A 23,171-nucleotide genomic window follows, 5' to 3' on the forward strand; every position below is an offset into this window, starting at 1 on the left:
GGAACAGATGGCCGATATTATCGGAGAACAGGAGAGTCAGAGCAGTCGTTATCGCCAGATCGCAGAACAGATTAAGCAGGCCATTCACGCCGGTTCGCTGGCACCTGACAGCCGCCTGCCGTCGGTACGGACGCTGGCGACACAGTACAATGTCAGCCTCACCACCGCTCTGAAAACCCTGCGTACGCTGGAAGATGAACGCTACGCCGTCGCCCGTCCTAAATCGGGCTTTTTTGTCGCCCCGCAGCGGCCCGCTTCACGTCAGCTGCCCGCCGTCAGCGAACAGCCGCGCGCCATCGCGCCGCTGGATGAGCAGACAGAACTGCATCTGGCGATGCTCGGCTCAGACTGCCGGGTGCGTCTCGATCTGGCCAACGGCGACAGCGCGCTCTATCCGGTCAAACGCATCGGCCTGCTGATGCGCCAGATGGGCTACAGCAAACCGGCCCTGCTCGGCAATACGGTCAAGGGCACCGGCTATGCGCCGCTGAAAACGGAGATTGCCCGTCGCGCGGTCGATTACGGCTGCAATATCAGCGCCGACGATATTCTGATCACCAACGGCTGCATTGAGGCGATCTCGCTGTCGCTGCGCGCCACCACCCAGCCGGGCGACGTGGTGGCGGTGGAGTCCCCCTGCTATTTCGTGCTGCTGCAGATGCTGCATAACCTGAATTTACGGGTGATTGAGGTGGAAGCCGGTCCGGAAGGGTATGTGAATGTGGCGAAGCTGACCGGCCTGTTTCAGCGCAAGGCGGTGCGGGTCTTTCTCACCCTGTGCAACGTCAATAATCCGCTGGGCAAGAGCATTCCCAACGAACATAAAGCCTATATCGCACGGCAGGCCGATGAAAACGATGTGGTGATCATTGAGGATGACATTTTTGGTGACACCGCCTTTGGTGAGCGGCGTCCGTTCCCGATGCGCGCCTTCAGCCCCAACGCCATTCTCTGCAGCGGCTTTTCCAAAACCGTGGCTCCGGGCATTCGTATTGGCTGGGTTCACAGCGTCAACTACATGCGCAAAATCGCCTCACTGAAATATACCTCCACCATGGGCACCTCGGTGCTGTCACAGGCGGCGGTAGCGGAGCTGCTGCGCAGCGGCGGCTATGATGCTCACCTGCGCAAGCTGCGGCGCGAGCTGGCGCGGCAAATCCGTGAGATGCGTCAGTCGGTGCTGCGGGAATTTCCGGCAGGCACGCGGGTGTCCGATCCGGAAGGAGGCTATGTGCTGTGGGTTGAGATGCCGCGAGCGGCGCTGAACGTGCGCGAGCTGTTTCTGAAAGCGCGTAATGGGGGTATCGGGATTGCGCCGGGCCACATTTTTGCCACCGATCAGCGCTACGATCACTGTTTCCGGCTGAATGCCGGTTTCGGCTGGAATGATGAAGTGGAACAGGCCATTAAGCAGCTGGCACAGTGGTGCCAGCTGTCGTTAACCGATTCACAGGAAGAGCAGGTTTAGCTGTCGCGCCAGGCGATCTCAACCTCTTCCGCCAGAATCTGCACCGCCCGCTCAATGTTCTCTGCATCCGGCACATAGTTCATCCGCATACATTGATGGGTGTGTGGCCACGCCTGCTCCAGTCCCGGGAAGAAGAAGTGGCCTGGCACCATCAGCACGCCACGCGCTTTAAGCCGCTGATAAAGCAATTCAGTGGTGATCGGCAGATCGCGGAACCAGAGCCAGAGGAAAATCGCCCCTTCCGGCTTGTGAATCAGGCAGCGCTCTTCCGGCAGATAACGCCGCAGGATCGCGAGGGTCTGCTGCACCTTCTGCTGATAGAACGGCTTAATCACCTCTTCGGAGAGCCGCAACAGATCGCCACGACGGATCATCTCATTAGCGATAGCCGGTCCGATGCTGCCTGGTGCCAGACTAATGATGCCGTTCATGTTACTCAGTGCAGAAATCGTTTTCTCGTCCGCGATAATGATGCCGCAACGCGCGCCCGGCAGGCCGAGCTTCGACAGACTCATGCAGAGAATGATGTTGGGATTCCACAGCGGGCGCACCTCGCTGAAGATGATACCGGGGAACGGCACGCCATAGGCATTGTCGATCAGCAGCGGCACGTCATGCTGCTGGGCCAGCGCATCGAGCTGCATCAGCTCATCATCGGTGATCACATTGCCGGTCGGGTTAGTCGGGCGCGAGACGCAGATCAGCCCGACATCCTCGTTCATCGGCAGATGCTCGAAATCGACATGATATTTAAACTGGCCTTCCGGCAGCAGCTCAATGTTCGGCTTCGCCGAGACAAACAGCCCCTCTTCCAGACCGGCATCCGCGTAGCCAAGATATTCAGGCGCCAGCGGGAACAGCACCCGCTTTTTGCTGCCATCGGCCCGGCGACCGGCGTACAGGTTAAACAGATAGAAGAAGGCGCTCTGGCTGCCGTTGGTCAGCGCGATGTTCTCTGCGGTGATCGGCCAGCCAAGCTGTTCACGCAGCAGTTCAGCCAGCGACGCCAGCAGCGTCGCTTTACCACGCGGGCCGTCGTAATTGCACAGTGCCTCGCTGAGTTTGCCTTCCTCATGCAACTGCTGCAGCAGTTGCTGAAAGTAGTCGTTCATGGCCGGAATTTGCGCCGGATTACCGCCACCCAGCATGATGGTGCCGGGCGTGCGGAGGCCCGCGCCCATATCTTCCATCAGACGTGAGATGCCGGAATGTTGGGTAAATTTGTCGCCGAACTGAGAAAAGGACATAGCGGTTAAATATTTGTGATAGCGAATCGGGGGTCCACCATAACGCCCGCCATCGGCGGGCGCAATGGGAAGGCGTGGGGATTACTTCAGCGCCTGCGGGTTAACGCAGTTTTTCTCAACGCTGCCGCCGAGTGCGGCGATAAGATTTTCTACCGCATCCTGCATCATGCCGTAGCGGGTTTCATGCGTTGCAGAACCGATGTGCGGCAGCGTCACCACATTAGGCAGCGACAACAGCGGCGAGTCAGCTGAAACCGGCTCCTGCTCAAACACATCCAGCCCGGCGGCATGCAGTTTGCCTGCCTGCAACGCGGCGATCAGCGCCTTCTCGTCCACCACCGGCCCGCGACCGGCGTTGATCAGCACCGCATCCGGCTTCATCAGTTCCAGCTCGGCGGCACCAATCAGATGGTGCGTCTCTTCAGTCAGCGGCAGGCTGATGCAGACGAAATCACTCTGCTTCAGCAGCGCCTCCAGTTCACAGCGCTGCGCACCAAAGCGCGACTGCGCCTCTTCATGCTCGCGGCGGGCGTTGTAGAGGATTTTCATGCCGAAGCCAAAGTGGGCGCGCTGTGCCAGCGCCATCCCGATACGCCCCATGCCAAGAATACCCAGCGTTTTATGATGTACATCGATGCCGAACTGCGCCGGACCGATGCTCTTCTGCCAGTTGCCCGCTTTGACCCAGGCATCCAGTTCCGGCACCCGGCGTGCTGTGCTCAGCACCAGCGCCATCATGGTGTCCGCCACGGTTTCTGTCAGCACGGTCGGCGTGTGCATCAGCACCACGTTATGCTGATTCAGCGCTTCTACATCAAAATTGTCGTAGCCCACAGAGACGCTGGAGCAGACGCGCAGATTGGGCATTTTCGCCAGCAGTTCGCCATTCACTTTACCGCCGGATCCCAGCAGACCTTCTGCCTGCCGGAATGCCGCAGCATGTTCCTGCTGGCTTTCCGGTGAGAGATCGCTGATTTCCGTCACGTCACACTGTTCAGCCAGGCGCGCAAAGAGATCGTCAGGCAGTTTTTTATAAAGAATTACAGCGGGTTTCATTCGGTGGCTCCCGGTCAATACGTTGCGGGCGGCTTGCAGGCCGCCCGGAGAAATAGAGGCTAACGTTTACGCTTTCAGGCCGGCTTCGCACCCTGCAGCGGTGGCGCTTTATTCTGCGCCGGTTTCACAATCAGCGTCAGCCACACCGAAACCAGCAGGGCCGATCCCATAAAGATGTACGAGGCGGACGGGCTGCCGGTGGCACCATTAAGATAGCCGACAATCCAGGAACCGATAAACGACCCCAGCGCACCCATGCTGTTGATCAGCGCCATCGCGCCACCTGCGACATTACGCGGCAGCATCTCAGGAATGATGGCGAAGAACGGTCCGTAAGGCGCATACATCGCGGCACCGGCAATCACTAACAGGGTGTAGGACATCCAGAAGTGGTTCGATCCCACCAGATAAGAGCCGAGGAACGCCAGCGCACCGATCAGCAGCAGCGGCCAGACGAACAGCTTACGGTTCTGGGTTTTGTCCGACGCCCACGAGACAACCACCATCGCAATGGTCGCCGCCAGATAAGGTACCGCTGACAGCCAGCCCGCTTCTACCATGCCCATCTGCGTGCCGTTACGCAGAATCGACGGCAGCCACAGCACAAAGCCATACACGCCGATGCTCCAGGCAAAATATTGCAGGCAGAGAATGATCACGTTACGGTTACGGAACGCTTCACTGTAGTTGCGCACCGCTTTGATGTTTTCCTGCTCTTTCTGCAGTTCAGCCTGCAACGCCGCTTTCTCGGTATCACTCATCCAGCGCGCCTGCGCCGGTTTATCCTGCACCAGGAACCACCAGGCAATCGCCCAGACCACTGCCGGAATCCCTTCGAAGATAAACATCTCACGCCAGCCAAAGGATTCGATCAGATAGCCCGACACCACCGACATCCACAGTACCGTGACCGGATTCCCCAGGATCAGGAAGGTGTTGGCGCGTGAGCGTTCGGATTTGGTGAACCAGTTACTGATGTAAATCAGCATCGCAGGCATTACGGCGGCTTCCACCACGCCCAGCACAAAGCGAATCGCTGCCAGCATGGGAATATTGCTGACCACGCCGGTCAGGGAGGCGCAGCCGCCCCACAGAATCAGGCACCAGAAGATCAGTTTCTTGACGCTGCGACGTTCGGCGTAAATTGCACCCGGGATCTGGAAGAAGAAGTAACCCAGGAAGAACAGCGCACCCAGCAGCGAGGACATGCCTTTGGTGATGCCGAGATCGTCGTTAATCCCGGCAGCAGAAGCGAAGCTAAAATTTGCACGATCGAGATACGCCAGGCTGTAGGTGATAAACACGATGGGCATGATGAACCACCAGCGTTTTGGCGCGATTGTCTGCTTTTTCATCGGGAACTCCTGTGTCTGTAGAGGGGCGCGGACTACACGTCGCCCAGTTGCTGACGCGTCGGCAGACCTTCGCTGTCACCAATGACCTGAATTGCCATCGAACCAATTTTGTTGCCGCGACGAATCGCCTGCGGCAGCGACTGACCTTCCAGCAGGGCGCTGATGACGCCAACGGCAAAGCCGTCACCGGCCCCCACGGTATCCACCACGTTATCGACTTTGATCGCCTCAACCTGGCCCTGTTCACCCTGCGCCGTTTTATACCAGGCACCGTCACAACCGGTTTTAATCACGACGGCTTTCACACCCCTGTCGAGATAGAAATCCGCGATCGCTTCCGGCTGGCGATAACCCGTCAGAATCAGCCCCTCTTTTTCACCCGGCAGCACCCAGTCGGCATACTCCGCCAGCAGATTGAGCTGCTTGCGCATCTCCTCTTCGCTGCGCCACAGCACCGGCCGCAGGTTAGGGTCAAACGAAATGGTTTTACCGCGCGAGCGCATCTCTTTGGCGGTGTATTTCAGCAGCTCCAGCGAACTCTCTGACAGCGCCGCAGCCACCCCGCTCAGGTGCAGATGACGCGCCGAGCCAAAGTAGTCGGCGTCAAAATCGTCAACCGACAGATGGCTGGCCGCCGAGCCTTTCCGAAAATATTCCACCAGCGGATCGGAACCGTCATCGACTTTAGACTTGAGCTGAAAACCGGTGGGATAGCGCTTATCGACCGTCACACAGGCATGATCGATCCCCTCTTTTTCCAGCTGCTGGCAGATAAACCGGCCAAAGGCGTCATCACCGATACGGCTGACCCAGCCGACTTTCAGGCCAAGACGTGCCAGACCGGTCGCCACATTGAGCTCAGCCCCCGCCGCGCGTTTAACAAAGGTCTCTGCTGCGGCCAGATCGCCGGTCTCGCGGGCGATGAACATCGCCATCGCTTCGCCGATGGTGACAACATCAAGTGGACCGTTGTGATGATTAGTGTGCGTCATATCTGTTCCTTACACGTTACGCAGCAGCGACACATAGTGGCGTGTCACCGCCGTCAGATCGTCGCCTTCCAGCGGAAATTCGATACCGCGCGGTACCTGTGCGGGCAGCTGTTGCAACAGTGTGCGCCAGTGGTCGTCTGCCTCATCCAGTGCAATCGCCCGGAAGCTATCCTGATGCGGCACGGCTGCTTTGACATGCACATAGCCCACCTGCGCGGCCAGCTGCTGCGCCGCCTGATCGGCATCCTCGCCGGTCCAGCGCCAGTTCCCCATATCAAAGGTCATGGTGATCGGCAGATCGGCTTCCCTGACCGCCGTGAAAAACGCAACTGAAGGTGCCAGTCGGCCATGTTCGGTCTGGTCGTTTTCCACGGTCAGCTGAAACGGCAGATCCGCCAGCAGCGCCTGCAACGTTTCGCGAGGCAGCGCACCGGTAAAGTCTCCCAGCGCCACTTTCAGCCGCTGAGCATCTAACTGGCGTGCTTCTTCAACGTAGTGGGTTATGCGTGGATTGATTTCGCCGCCGTCACAAAACAGCGTATCGGGTACCGAATAACTGGCGTGCAGCTCATGCTGCGCCACCGCCCGGCCCAGCGCCGGCAGATCGGTGAGCGCCGCATCATCAAGCAGTTCGCGGCGGATTTCGACCCCGTCAGCGCCCGCCCGCTGGATGATCGGCAGCAGCGCAGATTGACCGCCGAGAGCGGCGATCTGCGTATGGCCATAAGCGGCGGTCACCACGATGATGTCAGGTTTCATGTTCTACTCCATGGCAGGGTTCTGCCGATAACGAATACAAAAACCCTAAATGGAACCGGTTCCAAAGCAAAGCATCAAACTGTGAAATTATGATCGTGCTCACGAAGCGAGCATGTAAACGGAAGGTTAAATCTGAAATTCAGCCCAGAGGCTGGCTGGAGCCGCGAACGATCAGTTCGCCTGAGAAGACCTGCTCGGTAACCGGCAATTCGCTGCCCTCGATACGCGCAATCAACCGTTCCAGCGCACTGAAGCCAATCTGCCAGGTCGGTTGTTTCAGCGTGGTGATACCGACACCGGCCAGCGCCGCCCACTCCAGTTCATCAAAACCGAGCAGGCCGATATCGCGGCCCCAGTGCAGATTGAGCCGCTGCAGCGCTCGCGCCACCTGCAGCGTCAGCGCGCCGTTGGCGACCATCACCGCACAGCGTTTGCCGGTATAACGCTGATGGAAGGCCAGCAACGCCTGATCCAGCGCATCGGGATGATGCAGCGCCACCTCGGTATTCTCATGCTCAACCTGCGGATGCGCCGCCAGCAGCTGGCGGAAAGCCTGCAGACGCTCGCGGCGCGTATTCACGCTGCCCAGCGGCTCACTGAGGAACAGCAGCGCGTCATAACCATTGTCGACCAGATGACGCGTGGCCGTTTCGGCCGCCTCGGCGTTGTTCAGGCCCACTACATCGCAGGGGAAAGCGGGAATTTTACGGTCAATCAGCACCATCGGCAGCAGGGACTGTTGCAGATGGTTCAGCACCTCTTCACGCATCCCGACCGCGTTCACCACGATGCCCTCGACCTGATAGCTGCTCAGCAGTTGCAGATAGTGCTGCTCCAGATCCACTTCGTTGTTGGTGTTACACATCAGCAGCGTAAAGCCCTGCTCGCGGCAGGCGGCTTCAATGCCGCTCATGACATCAACAGAATAGGGATTAGTGATATCGGCGATAATCAGCCCGATCAGGCGGGTGCGTCCGCGCTTCAGGCCGCGCGCCATCTGGCTTGGACGATAGCTGAGATCGGCAATCGCCTGTTCAATCCGCGCTTTTAATCCGGCAGAGAGCAGATGCAGTTCACCATTCAGATAACGTGAAACGCTGGTTTTACCGGTTCGTGCCGCGTGAGCAACATCGCTGATGGTGGCGCGAGGCGGCCTGATTTTCATGAGATATCCTGCGAAAGAAGAAACCTGGCAGAGACTAGCACAAGCAAAGCCCACCGCAAAAAGTGCTACGCCGGTAATTGCAGCCAGGGTTGCCACAGGGTCTGTAACGTTTCCGGGGGCGCGCCGTTGATCAGCTGCATCACCATTTCAGCCACCTGCTCACCCGCCTGATGCGGTGTTGCCTGGCGAATAGCAGCAATGGGATGATCGAGAATCGCATCCCGCGGCAATCCTTCCCAGCCCGCCAGCAGAATGGCACCCTCGCCCGCTGCGCGTCCGGCCTGTTGCAGCGCCAGGGCTGCGCCTTCAGCCAGCACAGCGCAGTCGGTGATGATCACTTCCGGCGTGGGAGCCTCTGCCAGCCATTCACGGGTCTGGTGATAGCCGGCACGGCGCGATGGTGTGACCGCTGCCATCGCATAAGGCGCAACATCTCCCAGCGCCGTCAGATAACCCTGACGACGGTCACGTACCCGCGTGCTGTTTTCATTGCTGCCAAGCCAGGCTATCCGCTGTCGTCCCTGCGCCAGCGACCAGCCCACCGCCAGCTGTGAACCTGCAACGTGATCAACATCAAACCAGGCATAGGTAGAGGGCAAATCGCTGCGACCCAGTGCCAGAAAGCGAAAACTGGTTTGTTGCAGAGCGCGAAGCCGACTGTCTTCAGGCGTGGTGTGACCGACAATCAGGGCATCAACGGCTCCACTGCGCAGCAGGCGTGTCAGGGTCGACTGGCTCTGCTGCTGTTTATCCGCCAGCAACAGCAGGTTAATTTCATAACGGGCAAGGTGATGATCCAGCGCCAGCAGCATATCGCTGAAGTCGCTGCCACCCAGGGGAGAGGCACTGATCGGGTAGACGAGTCCCACCGCGTTGGCACGACCGGTTTTCAGACGCTGCGCCGCCGCATTGGGCCGGTAGCCACGCCGCTGCGCTTCCTCTTCGATGCGTTTACGCGTCTCGTGAGCGACATCCTGATAACCATTGAGGGCGCGGCTGACTGTGGTAACGGAAAGACCTAAAACTGCAGCGATGGCTTTAAGAGACATGGGAGAGGAGTCCGCTGATCAATTTTTGATCAGGCTACCATAAAGCCACTTCTGGCTCTATCTGCAGAAAGATTACTGGTGCGTTTAACGTGATACTTTACAGAAAAGGTTCGCCCCCGGGCGGGGGCGACCGCGATTATCCCAGTGGGCTGAGCGTGATCTCAACACGACGGTTTTGTGCTTTGCCTGCTTCGGTGCTGTTGGTGGCAACCGGGTTATCCGGGCCTGCACCCTGCGTACGCAGGCGATCGCTGGCAACACCCTGCACGATCAGCGCGCTGGCGACACTTTCAGCACGCTGCTGTGACAGACGCATGTTCAGCGCGCGGCTGCCGGTGCTGTCGGTGTAACCCACTACGTTTACCGCCGTTTTTGGATACTCTTTCAGCACCATTGAAACACCGGTAAGCGTGTTCGCGCCTGCAGGTTTCAGATTGCTGCTGCTGGAGTCGAAGGTGACATTGTTTGGCATATTCAGAACGATGTTATCGCCATTACGGGTCACGCTGACGCCGGTACCGCGCATCTTGTCGCGCAGTTTCGCTTCCTGCACGTCCATGTAGTAGCCCACGCCACCGCCCAGTGCAGCACCACCAGCGGCACCAATCAGCGCACCTTTACGGCGATCTTTCTTCGACGAGGAGAGCACGCCGACACCCGCACCCACTAATGCACCCAGGCCTGCGCCCACGCCCGACTTACCCGCCTGAGATTCGCCGGTGTAAGGATTGGTTGTACAGCCTGGCAGGGCCAGACTGCCGCTTAATAACAAGGTGATGGCGATTAATTTCTTCTGCATTTTTGTTCCCTTACATTCGACACACAGGGGAAAACCTTTCCCATAAGTGGCACGATTATGCCGCGTGGTCACGGGGAATGTAGTGCAGAAAAATCCTGATTTACCGGGAATCACCCCTTTTGATTATCAGGATGACAAAAACAGTTGCTCTGATGATCGTTTATCAGTCCACAGGCCTGCAAAAACGAGTAGCAAATTGTGGGACCGATGAATTTGAAACCACGTGTCTTAAGTGCCTTCGAGAGCGCAATAGCGTGCTCTGACGTGGTGGGCGCCTGGCTGTAGTCAGGATAATGATGAACGATTTGCACGTTATCGACAAATTGCCAGACGAAGTGGCTGAAATCCTCCCCTTTCGCTTCCATCTCCAGATAAGCGCGGGCATTAGCAATAATGGCGGCGATTTTCCCGGCGTGGCGGATAATGCCGCTGTTGAGCATCAGCGAGTCGATATCTGCAGCATCCATCTGCGCAATCGCCTGCGGGTCAAACTGGTGAAACGCCGCCCGATAGTTTTCCCGCTTTTTCAGCACGGTGATCCAGGATAATCCCGCCTGCTGTCCTTCCAGACAGAGCATCTCAAACAGCGCATGTTTGTCCCGCTGCGCCACACCCCATTCCCTGTCGTGATAAGCCAGATAGAGGGGATCCTGCGTTACCCAACCACATCGTTGCATCGCTTTGTTCCTTAAATATCGAGAATATTTTAGCGGTCCGCTTGATCTTAGAATTAATGGGTTGATAGTTAAACGATCAGCGGTTAAATAACAGAGACGGGCCGAAAATTTAATTCAGACGCCGGATAATAACTTCAGTTTTGCCCGGAGAATCAATGTTGCCGAGAAGCGGTTGGAAAGGTCTGCGGATCTGCTGTGCTGTAGGGCTGTTCATCTTTACGCAACCGACTTTTGCCCGCGGAGGCGCCTCTGCGCCTCAACATCCTGAGTTTCTTCCCGACTACGACACGATTCTGGCGGAGAAGATCGCCCTGACCCCACTCGCTTTCAGCGATGAGAGTCGCGCCCTGTTTGAAGCCGCCATTAACTCGCCCACCGCCTCTCCCATCGCCCTGCACAGTGAAACCGGCAGCGTAGGCACCACGCCGCTGGGCAAACGCTATCGCGCTGGCGTTGATATGCCCATCGCCCCGTCACTGACCACCGGACCTGTGGCGCAGTATGCGGTCGATCCGCAGCAGATGAACTGTCTGCAATGCGACTACAGCGATCAGCAGAGCCGTGAGCAGAGCGCCAGCGTTGGCTGGAGAATCGATTCGCAGCAGGGATGGATCTCGCCCTGGGCGCAGCTGAGTTACCACTATCTGATGGCAGATTCGCCGCAGAATCCCCGGCATGAAACGACGAACAGCACCGATCAATCTAACGGCATCGATGTGAGCATCGGTGCACAGATGCCACTGAACGATAATCTGGCGGCTTTCGCTTCGTTTTCACAAAGCGAAGCGCTGAATAATCAGGATCAGCAACTTTATACCTTCGGCTTCAGCGCCAGCTTCTAGCGGGGCATGAAAAGAGAAAGGGAATCGGGCGTTTAAAATATAATGAGTCCGCTAATCATTATACTGGTAACAAAATGCGCAACGATTTGACAATTATTGGCCGCGAAATAGCGGTCTTCCTTCTGGCAGCACTGGTTCTCGCTTTGACTCTCGTCCCTGTCTACATTGATGTGGCCTGGATGAACGATGCACTTCACGAAACCTCTTTTACTGAAACCACCCAGGAATGCATGCTGGCGATGATCGCCGCGCTGTTTTTCATTGCGGCTCAACGCCGTCCCGCCCAGCGCGGGGCGCTGACCTTAGTCGCGGGCTTTTACAGCTGCATGCTGATCCGCGAGCTCGACTTCGTGTTTGATACCATCCAGCACGGCAGCTGGGTCTGGTTTGCCCTGGCCGTTACGGCGGGTTCGCTGGCCGTTGCGCTGCGGACGCCAGAGAAAACCGTGCATGCGCTGGCTAACCTGCTGCTGCATCGCAGCTGGCCGGTGATGGCTTCCGGCTTTTTAGTGGTGCTGGTTTTCTCCCGGCTGTTTGGTGTGCACGCGCTGTGGCAGCATCTGATGCTGGACGATTACAACCGCGTGGTGAAAAACATGGCCGAAGAGGGCACCGAGCTTCTGGGGTACAGCCTCTGCTGGCTCGCCTCAGTGCGCTATTTATGGCAGACCCGTCCGGCCGCAGTTGCCGTCAGCGCGCGCGCCACCGAATCTGCATCGGCCCGTCACCACGCCTCTCCGGTCACCTCGCACTGATTTGCCCTCAAGCTTTTTAAGCGATCCGCACTCTTAAAACAGGTACAATAAACACTTCTGCGTCGGCGACGGGTTCCCGACGCAAGGTGTTCGTTAACCTCAGGTCTTTTCATGTCAGCTAAAATCTTAACTTCAACGCTCATTGGCCTGGATGCCTTCCGACAGGATCCGCTGACTGCGCTGCAGCAGGCGGAAAAGGGCACGCTGGCGGTGTTAGATAATTATGCGCCGGTGATGTACGCCATCACGCCGGCGCGTCTGGCTGAGCTGCTGGCGCTGGAAGCCGCCGCCCGGCAGCCGAATGATGTGGCGCTGGATGACAGCCTGTATGACGATGCGCCCGCCGCGATCCATACACCGGTAGGCAAGTTCGCCATGTATCAGGGCTGGCAGCCGGATGCCGACTTTACGCGTCAGGCCGCCATCTGGGGCGTGGCGCTGGGTGAACCGGTCACGCCCAGCGAGCTGGCGGCCTTTGTGGCCTACTGGCAGGCGGAAGGCCGGATGTTCCATCATGTGCAGTGGCAACAGAAGCTGGCGCGCAGCATTCAGATGAACCGCGCCGCAAACGGCGGGCAACCGAAGCGTGATATCACGCAGTTGCCTGATCCTGACCGTACCATTCCCGATGGTTTCCGAGGTGAATGATGAAAACGCCAGATGATCTCTTTAACCGTCTGAAAAGAATGATGCCTGCGGGCACCCGTCCTAAATTTGCCAATGGCGAAGAGCTGCTGGCGTGGAATCAGGAGCAGGGTCGCCTGCGTTCAGAGGCGATTGTGCGTGAGAACCGCGCAATGAAAATGCAGCGCGTGATGGGCCGTTCCGGCATTCGCGAGCTGCACATGAACTGCTCATTTGATAATTACCGGGTAGAGAACGAGGGACAGCGCAAAGCGCTGGAGCTGGCACGTCAGTACGCTGCTGAGTTTGATGGCAGCATCGCGAGCTTTGTCTTTTCAGGCCGCCCCGGCACCGGTAAAAACCATCTGGCCGCCGCGATTGGCAATGACCTGATCCTGCGCGGTAAGAGCGTGCTGATTGTGACGGTTGCCGATCTCATGTCGAGCATGAAGGGCACCTTCAGTGGCAGCAGCGGCATTACTGAAGAGCGGCTGATTCAGGATCTCAGTAGCGTTGATCTGCTGGTGATTGATGAGATCGGTATGCAGAGCGAATCGCGCTACGAAAAAGTGATCATCAACCAGATTGTCGATCGCCGCTCTTCGTCAAAACGCCCGACCGGCATGTTATCCAACCTCGACCATGCGGGTATGAATGCGCTGCTGGGCGAACGCGTCATGGATCGTATGCGCCTCGGCAACAGCCTGTGGGTGCGTTTCGACTGGGAAAGCTATCGCAGCAGGGTGCGTGGCGACGAATATTAAACAGAGCCTGCAGCGGGCCTGACAAAACGCGTTATTGCATCCGGCTCCCTTTCCCCAGCCTTTCAGCCACTGCCCGGCGCAGCCGGGCACGCTGCACCCAGGCTCACTCCGGCCAGCCGGTACAGCAGAAAACCCAGCGATCTGATCGCCGTCACGATCTCAGCCACACCCGATCGGGTTGTGTGAAACAGCACGCAAAAGTGTGGGATGTGGAAAGCGTATGGGCTGATACACTCAATTCTTACTCCTCTGTTGAGTGAACCCGTGATGAAAACAAACGGCAAAGGCCCTGCACTACTGCGACTGAATAACCAGAAACGGGTGATGACTCAGCTGCGCAAGCTGCGCGTGACATCGCGTCAGGATCTGGCCGAGACGCTGACACTCAGCAAAAACACTGTCTCATTAATCATTGATGACCTGCTGGAACAGGGCCTGATAGAGGAACTGGGGCCGGTCAGCGTTGCGGCTGCCGGACGGCCTAAAATCGGGATTACCCTTCGGCCGGAAAAACTCAAGAGCGCAGGCATCATGGTGGAACGTAACGTTATCCACTGGCGGGTCTGCGACTATTTCTCTCAGGTGCTGGCGGAAGCGACGCTGCGCACCGACACCAGTAACCCGACGCGACTGCTGGCTGAGCTGGCCATGCTGTGCCGGGAACTGATAGAACACTATCCCGATCTGCTCGGCATTGGCCTGGGCTTCCCTGGAATCGTCGATCCCCGCCGCGGCTGGATGCACATTTCATTACCGCTTGAATGGCAGGATGTTGACCTGCTGAGCGCACTACGCAAGCACGTCCGTCTGCCCATTCGCATTATGAATAATGTTAAAGCCGCTGCGCTGCTGGCTGTGGAGCAGCGTGGATTATCGGTAGAAAGCGGGCACTTTTATCTGCGAATTTCTGAGGGAATTGGCGGCGCACTGGTACAGCATGGCGAAGTGTTTACCGGGCACAGCTGGACGGCGGGTGAAGCGGGACATCTGGTTGTGCAGCCCGAAGGACCGCGTTGCAGCTGTGGCCGCCGGGGTTGCCTGGAAGTGCTGGTCAGCCAGCCTGCGATTAAACAGCAGCTGGCGCAGCGTCAGCCTGGTCTGAGCTGGGAGAACCGCGACAGCGCGCCGCGCGTAGTGGATGAGGTGATGGCGCAGGCGGGGGGATATCTGGGGGCGGCGCTGAGCCAGATTATGCTGCTGCTCAATCCCGCCACCATCATCATTGATTGCCAGTGGAGCGCCAGTGAAGTCTTCTGCAAAGCGGTGCGCGATACGGCTCACGGCAACGCGCTGGCCTTTACCGCCGCGCATACCCAGCTGCACTTCCCGGAAAACCGGATTGATCCGGCTAACGGGCTGGCGCTGGCTGTACTGGAGCAGAGTGAGCAGCGGATGATCTAGCAGGTCAGACCGTGTGGGGTCATCCGGTCTCACTTCACACCACACTCAGCCTGTTCCCCTCACAACACATTCTCCCCATGATGCTGGCGATACTCTTTCGGCGTGGTGTCGTAGCTTTTGCGGAAGACTGAGTAAAAGTATTGCAGCGAAGGATAGCCGCACATCTGCGAGATCTCATTGATGTTAAGCGACGAAGAAGCCAGCAGTTCGCGGGCTTTTTCCAGTTTTTCGCGATGGATCATTGCATGAATAGTGTCGCCGGTCTCATCCCGGAAGCGTTTTTCAAGATTAGAGCGTGACAGCCCGACCGCATCCAGTACCTGCTCCACTTTTATCCCCTTACAGGCGTTGAAGCGGATGTAGTGCATCGCCTGAATCACTGCCGGATCGCGCAGCGAGCGGAAATCGGTAGAGCGCCTGGCAATAACCTTTACCGGCGGCACCAGAATGCGCTGAAGCGGCAGAGGCTGATTATCCAGCAGCCGGTGCAGCAGTTTAGCTGCCTGATAGCCCATCTGTCGTGAGCCCTGCGCCACGGACGAGAGCGCCACGCGTGACAGGTAGCGGGTCAGCTCCTCATTATCAATCCCGATCACCGTAAGCTTCTCGGGCACCGGTATTTTCAGGTGCTCACACGCCTGCAGCAGATGTCGCGCCCGTGAGTCAGTGACGGCGATGATGCCGGTTTGCGGCGGCAGCGTCTGCAGCCAGTCGGCGAGTCGGTTCTGGGCGTGCTGCCAGTTTTCCGGCGCGGTTTCCATGCCCTGATAGACCACGCCCTGATAACGTTCACGCCCCACCAGCTGGCGGAACGCCTGTTCCCGCTCCTGCGCCCAGCGCTTGCCGCTGGACGCCGGTAAACCATAAAAGGCAAAGCGGTTGATGCCCTTCTCTTTCAGATGCAGAAAGGCTTTCTCCACCAGCGCGGCGTTGTCCGTAGCGATGTAATGCACCGGGGGATAATCTTCCTGACGATGGTAAGAGCCGCCAACGCCGACAATCGGGACAGAAACATTCGACAGCAGGGTTTCGATGGAGCGATCGTCGTAATCGGCGATCACCCCATCGCCCAGCCACTCACGGATGTTGTCGATGCGGCAGCGGAAATCTTCTTCGATGAAGATATCCCAGTCAGTCTGCGACGCCTGTAAATACTCACCGACGCCCTCCACAACCTGACGGTCATACACTTTATTGGCGTTAAACAACAGCGTAATGCGATAACGTTTATCATGCATGATGGCGCGTTCCCTTAAATCCTCAGCGCATTGCATAACACGGCTGAAAGGGGCAAAAAAATTGTTTGCGCCACAATGTGATCGCCCGCGCGATTACACCCGACGCCGCGTTGCGGTATCCATCCACACCGCCAGCAGCAGAATCGCGCCTTTGACGATGTACTGCCAGAAGGTCGGCACATCCATCATGCTCATGCCGTTATCCAGCGAGGCCATAATAAAGGCCCCCATTACCGCGCCCGCAACCGATCCCACGCCACCCGCCAGGCTGGTGCCGCCAATCACGCAGGCGGCGATAGCGTCGAGTTCCGCGATGTTACCCGCCGACGGCGAACCTGCGCCAAGCCGCGAGCTGAGGATCAGCCCGGCAATCGCCACCATTACACCGTTGATGGCAAATACCGCCAGCTTGGTGCGCGCCACGTTAATGCCAGACAGGCGGGCAGCATCAATGTTGCCGCCGATGGCGTAGATACGACGGCCAAATGCGGTGCGGGTTGCCATAAACATGCCCGCCAGCAACAGTACGGCCAGCAGTAACACCGGCGTCGGCACGCCGCGATAGTCGTTGAGTAACCAGATGGCACCGAGCACTAAGATTGCGGTGATCGCCTGACGTCCCACGGTGCCGCTGGCAGCGCCCTGCGGTAACCCGAGTTGCTGACGACGCAGCCGCAGCCGCCACTGCCACAGGGTAAACAGCGCCAGACCGGCAACGCCAAAGCCGAAACCGACGCCGCCCGGCAGATAACTCTGTCCAATCTGTGACATGCCCGGCGTGATTGGCGCAACCGTGGTGCCATCCGTAATCCCGACCAGAATGCCGCGAAACGCCAGCATCCCCGCCAGCGTCACGATAAACGACGGCACTTTGCGGTAGGCCACCCACCAGCCATTCCAGGTGCCGAGCAGCAGCCCCATCACCAGCGTCACCACGATGGTCAGCGGCAGCGGCCAGCCGAGCCAGACGTCAAATATCGCCGCTGCGCCGCCGAGCAGGCCCATCATGGAACCCACTGACAGGTCGATCTCCGCCGAGATAATCACGAACACCATACCCACGGCCAGAATGCCGGTGATGGCGGTCTGGCGCAGCAGGTTGGAGACGTTACGCGCGCTGAGCCAGGAGCCGTCGGTAGTCCAGGTAAAGAACAGCGCAATCAGCACAATCGCGCCCAGCATCACCAGCACCTGCAGATTAGGCAGCGTGAACCTGCCCGGTGACGGTTTGCCCGGCGTGCCGGAGAGGCGGCTTTGGGTACTTTCACTTTTAAGCATAATGTTCACTCCGCAGGGCAGCTTCCATCACCTGCTCCTGAGTCAGGTTATCGTTAATCAAGTCGGCTTTGATCTGTCCTTCGTGCATCACCAGCACCCGATCGCTCAGGCCCAGCACTTCCGGCAGCTCAGATGAAATCACAATCACCGCGATACCCTGCTGAACCAGCGCATTGATCAGCAGATAGATCTCCTGACGTGCACCCACATCAATGCCACGCGTCGGTTCATCCAGGATCAGGATTTTGGGATTAAGCAGCAGGCACTTCGCCAGAATCGCTTTCTGCTGGTTGCCGCCGCTCAGGCGGCCAATCGGCAGCTCCGATGAGGAGGTTTTCACCCGCAGCCGGCTAATCGCATCGTTGATCGCCTGCTGCTCCTGCGCTTCATCCAGCGTTGAGAGGCGATGGCTGAACTGGTCCAGCGCCGCCAGGGTAATATTTTTGCCCACCGCCATCAGCGGCACGATGCCATCCTTTTTGCGATCTTCCGGCACCATCGCGATGCCGTGCGCAATGGCAGCGCGGCAATCAGTAATGGTGACCTGCTGGCCATTGATCCAGATATCGCCCTGCCAGCGCCCTGGCCAGACGCCAAACAGACACTGCACTGTTTCAGTCCTGCCCGCGCCCACCAGCCCGGCAATACCAAGGATTTCACCGCGTCTGAGCGTGAACGAGACATTGTTAACGCGACGGATGTGGCGGTTAACCGGATGCCAGGCGGTGAGGTTTTCGACTTTCAGAATCTCATCGCCAATCTGATGGGGCGCGTGGGGATAGAGCGCGGTCAGCTCGCGTCCGACCATCATGGTGATGATGTCATCTTCGCTCAGGCCCGCCGCCGGACGGGTGGCGATATGCTGGCCGTCACGGATCACGCAGATGGTGTCGGAGATCGCCTTAACCTCATTCAGCTTGTGCGAGATGTAGATGCAGGCGATTCCGTGTTCACGCAGATTACGGATGATGCCAAGCAGCACATCCGTCTCCTGCTCTGTCAGGGAAGAGGTCGGCTCATCGAGAATCAGCAGCCGGACCTGTTTGTTCAGGGCGCGGGCAATCTCTACCAGCTGCTGCTGGCCCAGACCTAACTCACCGACCCGGGTCGCAGGAGAGACGTTCAGCCCGACCCGCGCCAGCAGCTGCTGGCAGCGCAGAGTCATGGTTTCATCATCCACCATGCCGAAACGGCTCAGTTCGGCACCAAGGAAGATGTTCTCCATCACCGTCAGTTGTCGCACCAGCGCCAGCTCCTGATGGATAATCACAATGCCTTTACGCTCCGTATCGCGAATGGTCTGCGCCTGAATGTCGTCGCCAGAGAAGTGAATCTGCCCCTCAAAATCACCGTGCGGATAGAGTCCGCACAGGATTTTCATCAGCGTCGATTTGCCCGATCCATTCTCACCGCACAGCGACATCACTTCGCCCGCCTCAAGTTGCAGGCTGACATCATTCAGCGCCTTCACCGCACCGAAACGTTTGGTGATGTTTTTCATTTCCAGCAGCATCGACTGTTCTCCCTCACGCTATGCGCGGTCAGAGTTCGCTCTGTTTGTGGAAACCGTCTTTCACCACGGTGCTTTCGATATTGTCTTTGTTGACCGGAATCGGCTTCAGCAGTCGTGACGGCACATCTTTCAGGCCATTGTTCAGTTTGCTGTTGCTGGCCGGCGTTTTGCCCTCGCCCAGCTCGACGGCAATTTTCGCCGCTTCGGTGGCCAGCTCGGTAATCGGTTTATAAACCGTCATGGTCTGGGTGCCCGCTTTGATACGTTTAATCGCGGCCAGATCGGCATCCTGTCCGGAGATCGCCACTTTTCCGGCCAGCCCCTGCGCACTCAGCGCCTGAATTGCGCCGCCAGCGGTGGCATCGTTAGAGGCGACGACCGCATCGATGTGGTTGCTGTTGGCGGTCAGGGCGTTTTCCATAATTTTGAGGGCGTTTTCTGGCAGCCAGGCATCGACCCACTGATCGCCGACAATTTTAATGCTGCCATTATCAATATAAGGTTTTAACACTTTCATCTGTCCGGCGCGGAACAGGCGGGCGTTATTATCCACAGGCGATCCACCCATTAAAAAATAGTTGCCCTTAGGCACCTGTTTCACAATGCTTTCGGCCTGCAGTTCGCCTACTTTTTCATTATCGAAAGAGATATAAAAATCGATATCGGCGTTATTTATCATTCGGTCATAGGCCAGCACTTTAATGCCTTCCCGTTTCGCTTCAGCGACAACGTTACTCAATACCTGACCGTTGTAGGGAATTATCACCAGCACATCGACACCGCGGTTGATCATATTTTCAATCTGCGACATCTGCGTCTCTTCGTTGCCATTGGCTGACTGAACAAACACCTTAGCGCCCAGCGTTTCCGCCTGTTTAACGAAAATGTCGCGGTCTTTCTGCCAGCGCTCAAGGCGCAAATCGTCAATCGCCATGCCGATCTTCACTTCTTTTGCCACGCTGGTCTGGCTGAACAGCGCCAGCGCCGCGCAGGCGGCGAACAGTGCATGTTTCATCTTCATTGTGATTATCCTGTAGGTTGAGGCTATTGTCGTTTCAGGCCGATAAACCAGGCGGATGAATTGTTGCCCTTCTTTTCGGATTACAGCAATTACTGATTTTTATCCGGCTATTACGTTTTTTGGTTTATTTCCTTTTTTATGAGCGCGATCGAGGTTTCATCTTTTTCGGACACGCGAGTGATAATGATAAACCGCCCCTCAAATAACATTATTTTGCGAGCCAGCGCACAAATAATAATTATCTGATGCCCGGAGTGAAATATCGTAATTGAGCTGAGGCAGCAGCCCATATTGAATATTGCTTCTACGCAGACCATTCGGGTACTGATGCTAAGGAGCAAACCATGCACGCTTATTTCGATCAGATCGATCGGGTTCGTTATGAAGGCACCCAGTCGACTCATCCTCTCGCTTTCCGCCATTACAACCCTGATGAAGTGATCCTCGGCAAGACCATGGCGGAGCATCTGCGCTTTGCTGCCTGTTACTGGCACACCTTCTGCTGGAATGGTGCGGATATGTTTGGTGTTGGCGCCTTTGATCGTCCGTGGCAGAAAAGCGGAGATGCGCTGCAGCAGGCAAAACTGAAGGCGGATGTGGCCTTTGAGTTTTTCCACAAGCTGAATGTGCCGTGGTACTGCTTCCATGACGTTGATGTCTCACCGGAAGGCGATTCGCTGCACAGCTACAAAGAAAACTTTGCCGCCATGACCGATAAACTGCTGGAGAAACAGCAGGAGACAGGCGTGAAACTGTTGTGGGGCACGGCTAACTGCTTTACCCATCCGCGCTACGGTGCGGGCGCTGCCACCAATCCCGATCCGGAGGTCTTTGCCTGGGCCGCGACGCAGGTCTGCAGCGCAATGCAGGCGACCAAAACCCTGGGTGGCGAAAACTATGTGTTATGGGGCGGGCGTGAAGGCTATGAAACCCTGCTGAATACCGATCTGCGCCAGGAACGCGAGCAGATCGGCCGCTTTATGCAGATGGTGGTCGAGCACAAACACAAAATTGGCTTCCAGGGAACGTTGCTGATCGAGCCGAAACCGCAGGAGCCGACCAAACATCAGTATGACTATGATGTCGCGACGGTATATGGCTTCCTGAAACAGTTCGGGCTGGAGAAAGAGATCAAGGTTAACGTTGAGGCGAACCACGCCACGCTGGCCGGCCACTCTTTCCATCATGAAATTGCGACCGCCATCGCGCTGGGTATTTTCGGTTCCGTGGATGCCAACCGCGGCGATCCGCAGTGCGGCTGGGATACCGATCAGTTCCCGGTCAGCGTGGAAGAGAATGCGCTGGTGATGTACGAAATCCTTAAGGCGGGTGGCTTTACCACCGGCGGCTTAAACTTTGATGCCAAAGTACGTCGTCAGAGCACGGATAAATATGATCTCTTCTACGGCCATATTGGTGCGATGGACACCATGGCGCTGGCACTGAAAGTGGCGGCCCGCATGATCAGCGATGGGGAACTCGATAAGCGTGTGGCACAGCGCTACAGCGGCTGGAATGGTGAGTTCGGCCAGCAAATTTTGAAAGGGGAGTTTTCACTGGAGGCGCTGGCGGCGCATGCTCAGCAGCAGCAGCTCAATCCGAAGCATCAGAGCGGACGTCAGGAGCAGCTGGAAAATCTGGTGAATCACTACCTGTTTGATTTCTAACCCTTCAGGAGCAGAGCATGTTTATCGGGATCGATTTAGGCACCTCTGGCGTCAAAGTGGTGCTGATGGATGCACAGGGCAACGTGGTGGCGACCGAAACGTCGCCCCTGCAGGTTTCGCGTCCACAGCCCTTGTGGAGCGAGCAGGATCCCGAAAGCTGGTGGCAGGCGCTGGATTTATCCATGCAGGCGCTGAGTGCGCAGCAGGACCTGCGCGCGGTGCAGGCCATCGGGCTGAGCGGACAGATGCACGGTGCCACGCTGCTCGACAGCGCTCACCAGGTGCTGCGTCCGGCCATGCTCTGGAATGACGGGCGCAGCGAGGCGCAGTGCCGTGAGCTGGAGCAGAAGGTACCGGATTCGCGGTCGATCACCGGCAACCTGATGATGCCCGGCTTCACGGCACCCAAACTGCTGTGGGTGCAGCAGCATGAACCGGCCATCTTCAGTCAGATTGCGCACGTGCTGCTGCCCAAGGATTATCTGCGCTGGCGACTGAGTGGCGACTTCGCCACCGATATGTCCGATGCCGCAGGCACAATGTGGCTGGATGTGGCGCAGCGTGACTGGAGCGATGTGATGCTCCAGGCCTGCGACCTCAGCCGCGATCAGATGCCGCAGCTTTATGAAGGCAATGCCCTGACCGGCACCTTACAGGCTGAACTGGCCGCACGCTGGAAGATGAACGCGGTGCCGCTGGCGGCGGGCGGAGGCGACAACGCGGCGGGTGCCATTGGTGTCGGCATGACCGAACCAGGCCAGGGAATGCTGTCGCTGGGAACGTCGGGCGTCTATTTCGTGGTGAGCGACGGCTATCTCAGCAATCCGGAGCGCGCAGTGCACAGCTTCTGTCATGCGTTACCGCAGCGCTGGCATTTAATGTCGGTGATGCTCAGCGCGGCCTCCTGTCTCGACTGGGCGGCAACGCTGACCGGTTGCAAAGATGTTCCTGAGCTGCTGGCTGAAGCCGGGCGGGCGCGCGATGACGTGCCCGGCCTGTGGTTTCTGCCCTATCTTTCCGGCGAACGCACGCCGCATAACAACCCCAATGCTTTGGGCGCTTTCTTTGGCTTCACCCACCAGCATGGTCGCCCCGAGCTGGCACGATCGGTGCTGGAAGGCGTGGGATTTGCTCTGGCGCAGGGCATGGACGTGCTGCATGACTGTGGCGTTCAGCCAGAGAGTATTATGTTGATCGGCGGCGGCGCACGCAGTGCACTGTGGCGTCAGATGCTGGCGGATATCAGTGGTCAGACGCTGGATTACTGCCATGGCGGTGAAGTGGGTCCGGCACTGGGCGCCGCAAGGCTGGCGCAGCAGGCGCTGGATCCCGCGGTCACCGTCCCGACGCCGGTTCTGGTGCAGCGACATCAGCCGGATCCGGACAGGCTGGCACATTATCAGTCGCGTCGGGAGACCTTTGCGACCCTGTATCAGCAGCTCCTGCCGCTGATGAAGTAAAAACAACGCCAGGCAGAGTGAGTTATTTTGCCTGGCGTTCT

General features: G+C 57.8%; 21 protein-coding genes. 8 read left to right on the top strand and 13 right to left on the bottom strand.

What is annotated here, in order from left to right; translation table 11 throughout:
* Positions 1-7: 7 nt before the first annotated feature.
* Entirely contained in the window at positions 8-1,468 is a 1,461-nt protein-coding gene (locus tag PU624_RS03940; protein ID WP_283546667.1) for an aminotransferase-like domain-containing protein, read from the top strand.
* Here the strand turns inward: PU624_RS03940 and PU624_RS03945 are convergent.
* The 9 genes from PU624_RS03945 to PU624_RS03985 all read right to left on the bottom strand — a co-directional run bounded on the left by PU624_RS03945 (position 1,465) and on the right by PU624_RS03985 (position 10,567).
* Positions 1,465-2,715, bottom strand: a complete 1,251-nt coding sequence (locus PU624_RS03945; protein WP_283546668.1) for a valine--pyruvate transaminase — start codon at positions 2,713-2,715, stop codon at positions 1,465-1,467. The two genes, PU624_RS03940 and PU624_RS03945, sit on opposite strands and share 4 nt — an antisense overlap.
* Positions 2,716-2,796: 81 nt before the next feature.
* Positions 2,797-3,771 (bottom strand): glyoxylate/hydroxypyruvate reductase GhrB, encoded by a 975-nt coding sequence (gene ghrB / locus PU624_RS03950; protein ID WP_283546669.1) that lies wholly within the window; start codon positions 3,769-3,771, stop codon positions 2,797-2,799.
* 74 nt (positions 3,772-3,845) lie between these two features.
* Positions 3,846-5,126, bottom strand: a complete 1,281-nt coding sequence (locus tag PU624_RS03955; RefSeq protein ID WP_283546670.1) for an MFS transporter — start codon at positions 5,124-5,126, stop codon at positions 3,846-3,848.
* A gap of 32 nt (positions 5,127-5,158) precedes the next feature.
* Entirely contained in the window at positions 5,159-6,118 is a 960-nt protein-coding gene (locus PU624_RS03960) for a sugar kinase (protein WP_283546671.1), read from the bottom strand.
* A 9-nt stretch (positions 6,119-6,127) separates the two neighbouring features.
* Entirely contained in the window at positions 6,128-6,877 is a 750-nt protein-coding gene (locus PU624_RS03965) for an IolE/MocC family protein (protein ID WP_283546672.1), read from the bottom strand.
* A 139-nt stretch (positions 6,878-7,016) separates the two neighbouring features.
* Positions 7,017-8,042 (bottom strand): LacI family DNA-binding transcriptional regulator, encoded by a 1,026-nt coding sequence (locus PU624_RS03970; RefSeq protein WP_283546673.1) that lies wholly within the window; start codon positions 8,040-8,042, stop codon positions 7,017-7,019.
* Positions 8,043-8,107: 65 nt separating this feature from the next.
* The gene (locus tag PU624_RS03975; RefSeq protein WP_283546674.1) at positions 8,108-9,091 is read right to left on the bottom strand and encodes a LacI family DNA-binding transcriptional regulator; all 984 of its coding nucleotides are present in this window, start codon (positions 9,089-9,091) and stop codon (positions 8,108-8,110) included.
* Between the two features lie 136 nt (positions 9,092-9,227).
* A complete protein-coding gene (locus PU624_RS03980; protein ID WP_013359583.1) occupies positions 9,228-9,890 on the bottom strand; it encodes an OmpA family lipoprotein in 663 nt (220 codons plus the stop codon).
* Positions 9,891-10,000: 110 nt separating this feature from the next.
* Positions 10,001-10,567, bottom strand: coding sequence for a DNA-3-methyladenine glycosylase I (locus tag PU624_RS03985; RefSeq protein ID WP_283546675.1), 567 nt, complete (start codon positions 10,565-10,567; stop codon positions 10,001-10,003).
* Positions 10,568-10,722: 155 nt separating this feature from the next.
* Between PU624_RS03985 and PU624_RS03990 the strand changes: the two genes are divergently transcribed.
* From PU624_RS03990 to PU624_RS04010, 5 genes are all read left to right on the top strand, one after another.
* Complete coding sequence (locus PU624_RS03990; protein WP_283546676.1) at positions 10,723-11,409, top strand: autotransporter; 687 nt, start codon at positions 10,723-10,725, stop codon at positions 11,407-11,409.
* Between the two features lie 74 nt (positions 11,410-11,483).
* Complete coding sequence (locus PU624_RS03995; protein WP_283546677.1) at positions 11,484-12,164, top strand: hypothetical protein; 681 nt, start codon at positions 11,484-11,486, stop codon at positions 12,162-12,164.
* Between the two features lie 111 nt (positions 12,165-12,275).
* Positions 12,276-12,812 carry a primosomal protein DnaT gene (gene dnaT / locus PU624_RS04000; protein WP_283546678.1) on the top strand — a complete coding sequence of 179 codons (537 nt, stop codon included), beginning with the start codon at positions 12,276-12,278 and terminating at the stop codon, positions 12,810-12,812.
* On the top strand, positions 12,812-13,552 hold the full coding sequence (gene dnaC / locus PU624_RS04005) for a replicative helicase loader DnaC (protein WP_033734618.1): 741 nt from the start codon (positions 12,812-12,814) through the stop codon (positions 13,550-13,552). The genes dnaT and dnaC overlap by 1 nt, the downstream gene beginning before the upstream one ends.
* Before the next feature lie 267 nt (positions 13,553-13,819).
* On the top strand, positions 13,820-14,953 hold the full coding sequence (locus tag PU624_RS04010; RefSeq protein WP_283548062.1) for an ROK family protein: 1,134 nt from the start codon (positions 13,820-13,822) through the stop codon (positions 14,951-14,953).
* A gap of 59 nt (positions 14,954-15,012) precedes the next feature.
* Here the strand turns inward: PU624_RS04010 and xylR are convergent, their stop codons facing one another.
* The 4 genes from xylR to xylF form a co-directional block, all read right to left on the bottom strand.
* The gene (gene xylR / locus PU624_RS04015; protein ID WP_283546679.1) at positions 15,013-16,191 is read right to left on the bottom strand and encodes a D-xylose utilization transcriptional activator XylR; all 1,179 of its coding nucleotides are present in this window, start codon (positions 16,189-16,191) and stop codon (positions 15,013-15,015) included.
* A 93-nt stretch (positions 16,192-16,284) separates the two neighbouring features.
* Entirely contained in the window at positions 16,285-17,469 is a 1,185-nt protein-coding gene (xylH, locus tag PU624_RS04020; protein ID WP_003849574.1) for a xylose ABC transporter permease XylH, read from the bottom strand.
* Positions 17,462-18,982 (bottom strand): xylose ABC transporter ATP-binding protein, encoded by a 1,521-nt coding sequence (locus tag PU624_RS04025; protein WP_283546680.1) that lies wholly within the window; start codon positions 18,980-18,982, stop codon positions 17,462-17,464. Before PU624_RS04025 ends, xylH begins: the two co-directional genes overlap by 8 nt.
* Before the next feature lie 28 nt (positions 18,983-19,010).
* Positions 19,011-20,003: a D-xylose ABC transporter substrate-binding protein gene (gene xylF / locus PU624_RS04030; protein WP_283546681.1), complete on the bottom strand. Its 993-nt coding sequence runs from the start codon at positions 20,001-20,003 to the stop codon at positions 19,011-19,013.
* A gap of 344 nt (positions 20,004-20,347) precedes the next feature.
* Between xylF and xylA the strand changes: the two genes are divergently transcribed.
* Entirely contained in the window at positions 20,348-21,670 is a 1,323-nt protein-coding gene (xylA, locus tag PU624_RS04035) for a xylose isomerase (RefSeq protein ID WP_283546682.1), read from the top strand.
* A gap of 17 nt (positions 21,671-21,687) precedes the next feature.
* Positions 21,688-23,130: a xylulokinase gene (gene xylB, locus PU624_RS04040; RefSeq protein WP_283546683.1), complete on the top strand. Its 1,443-nt coding sequence runs from the start codon at positions 21,688-21,690 to the stop codon at positions 23,128-23,130.
* Positions 23,131-23,171: the final 41 nt, after the last annotated feature.

Origin of the sequence: Pantoea sp. Lij88 (assembly GCF_030062155.1) — a bacterium.
Classification (GTDB): domain Bacteria; phylum Pseudomonadota; class Gammaproteobacteria; order Enterobacterales; family Enterobacteriaceae; genus Pantoea.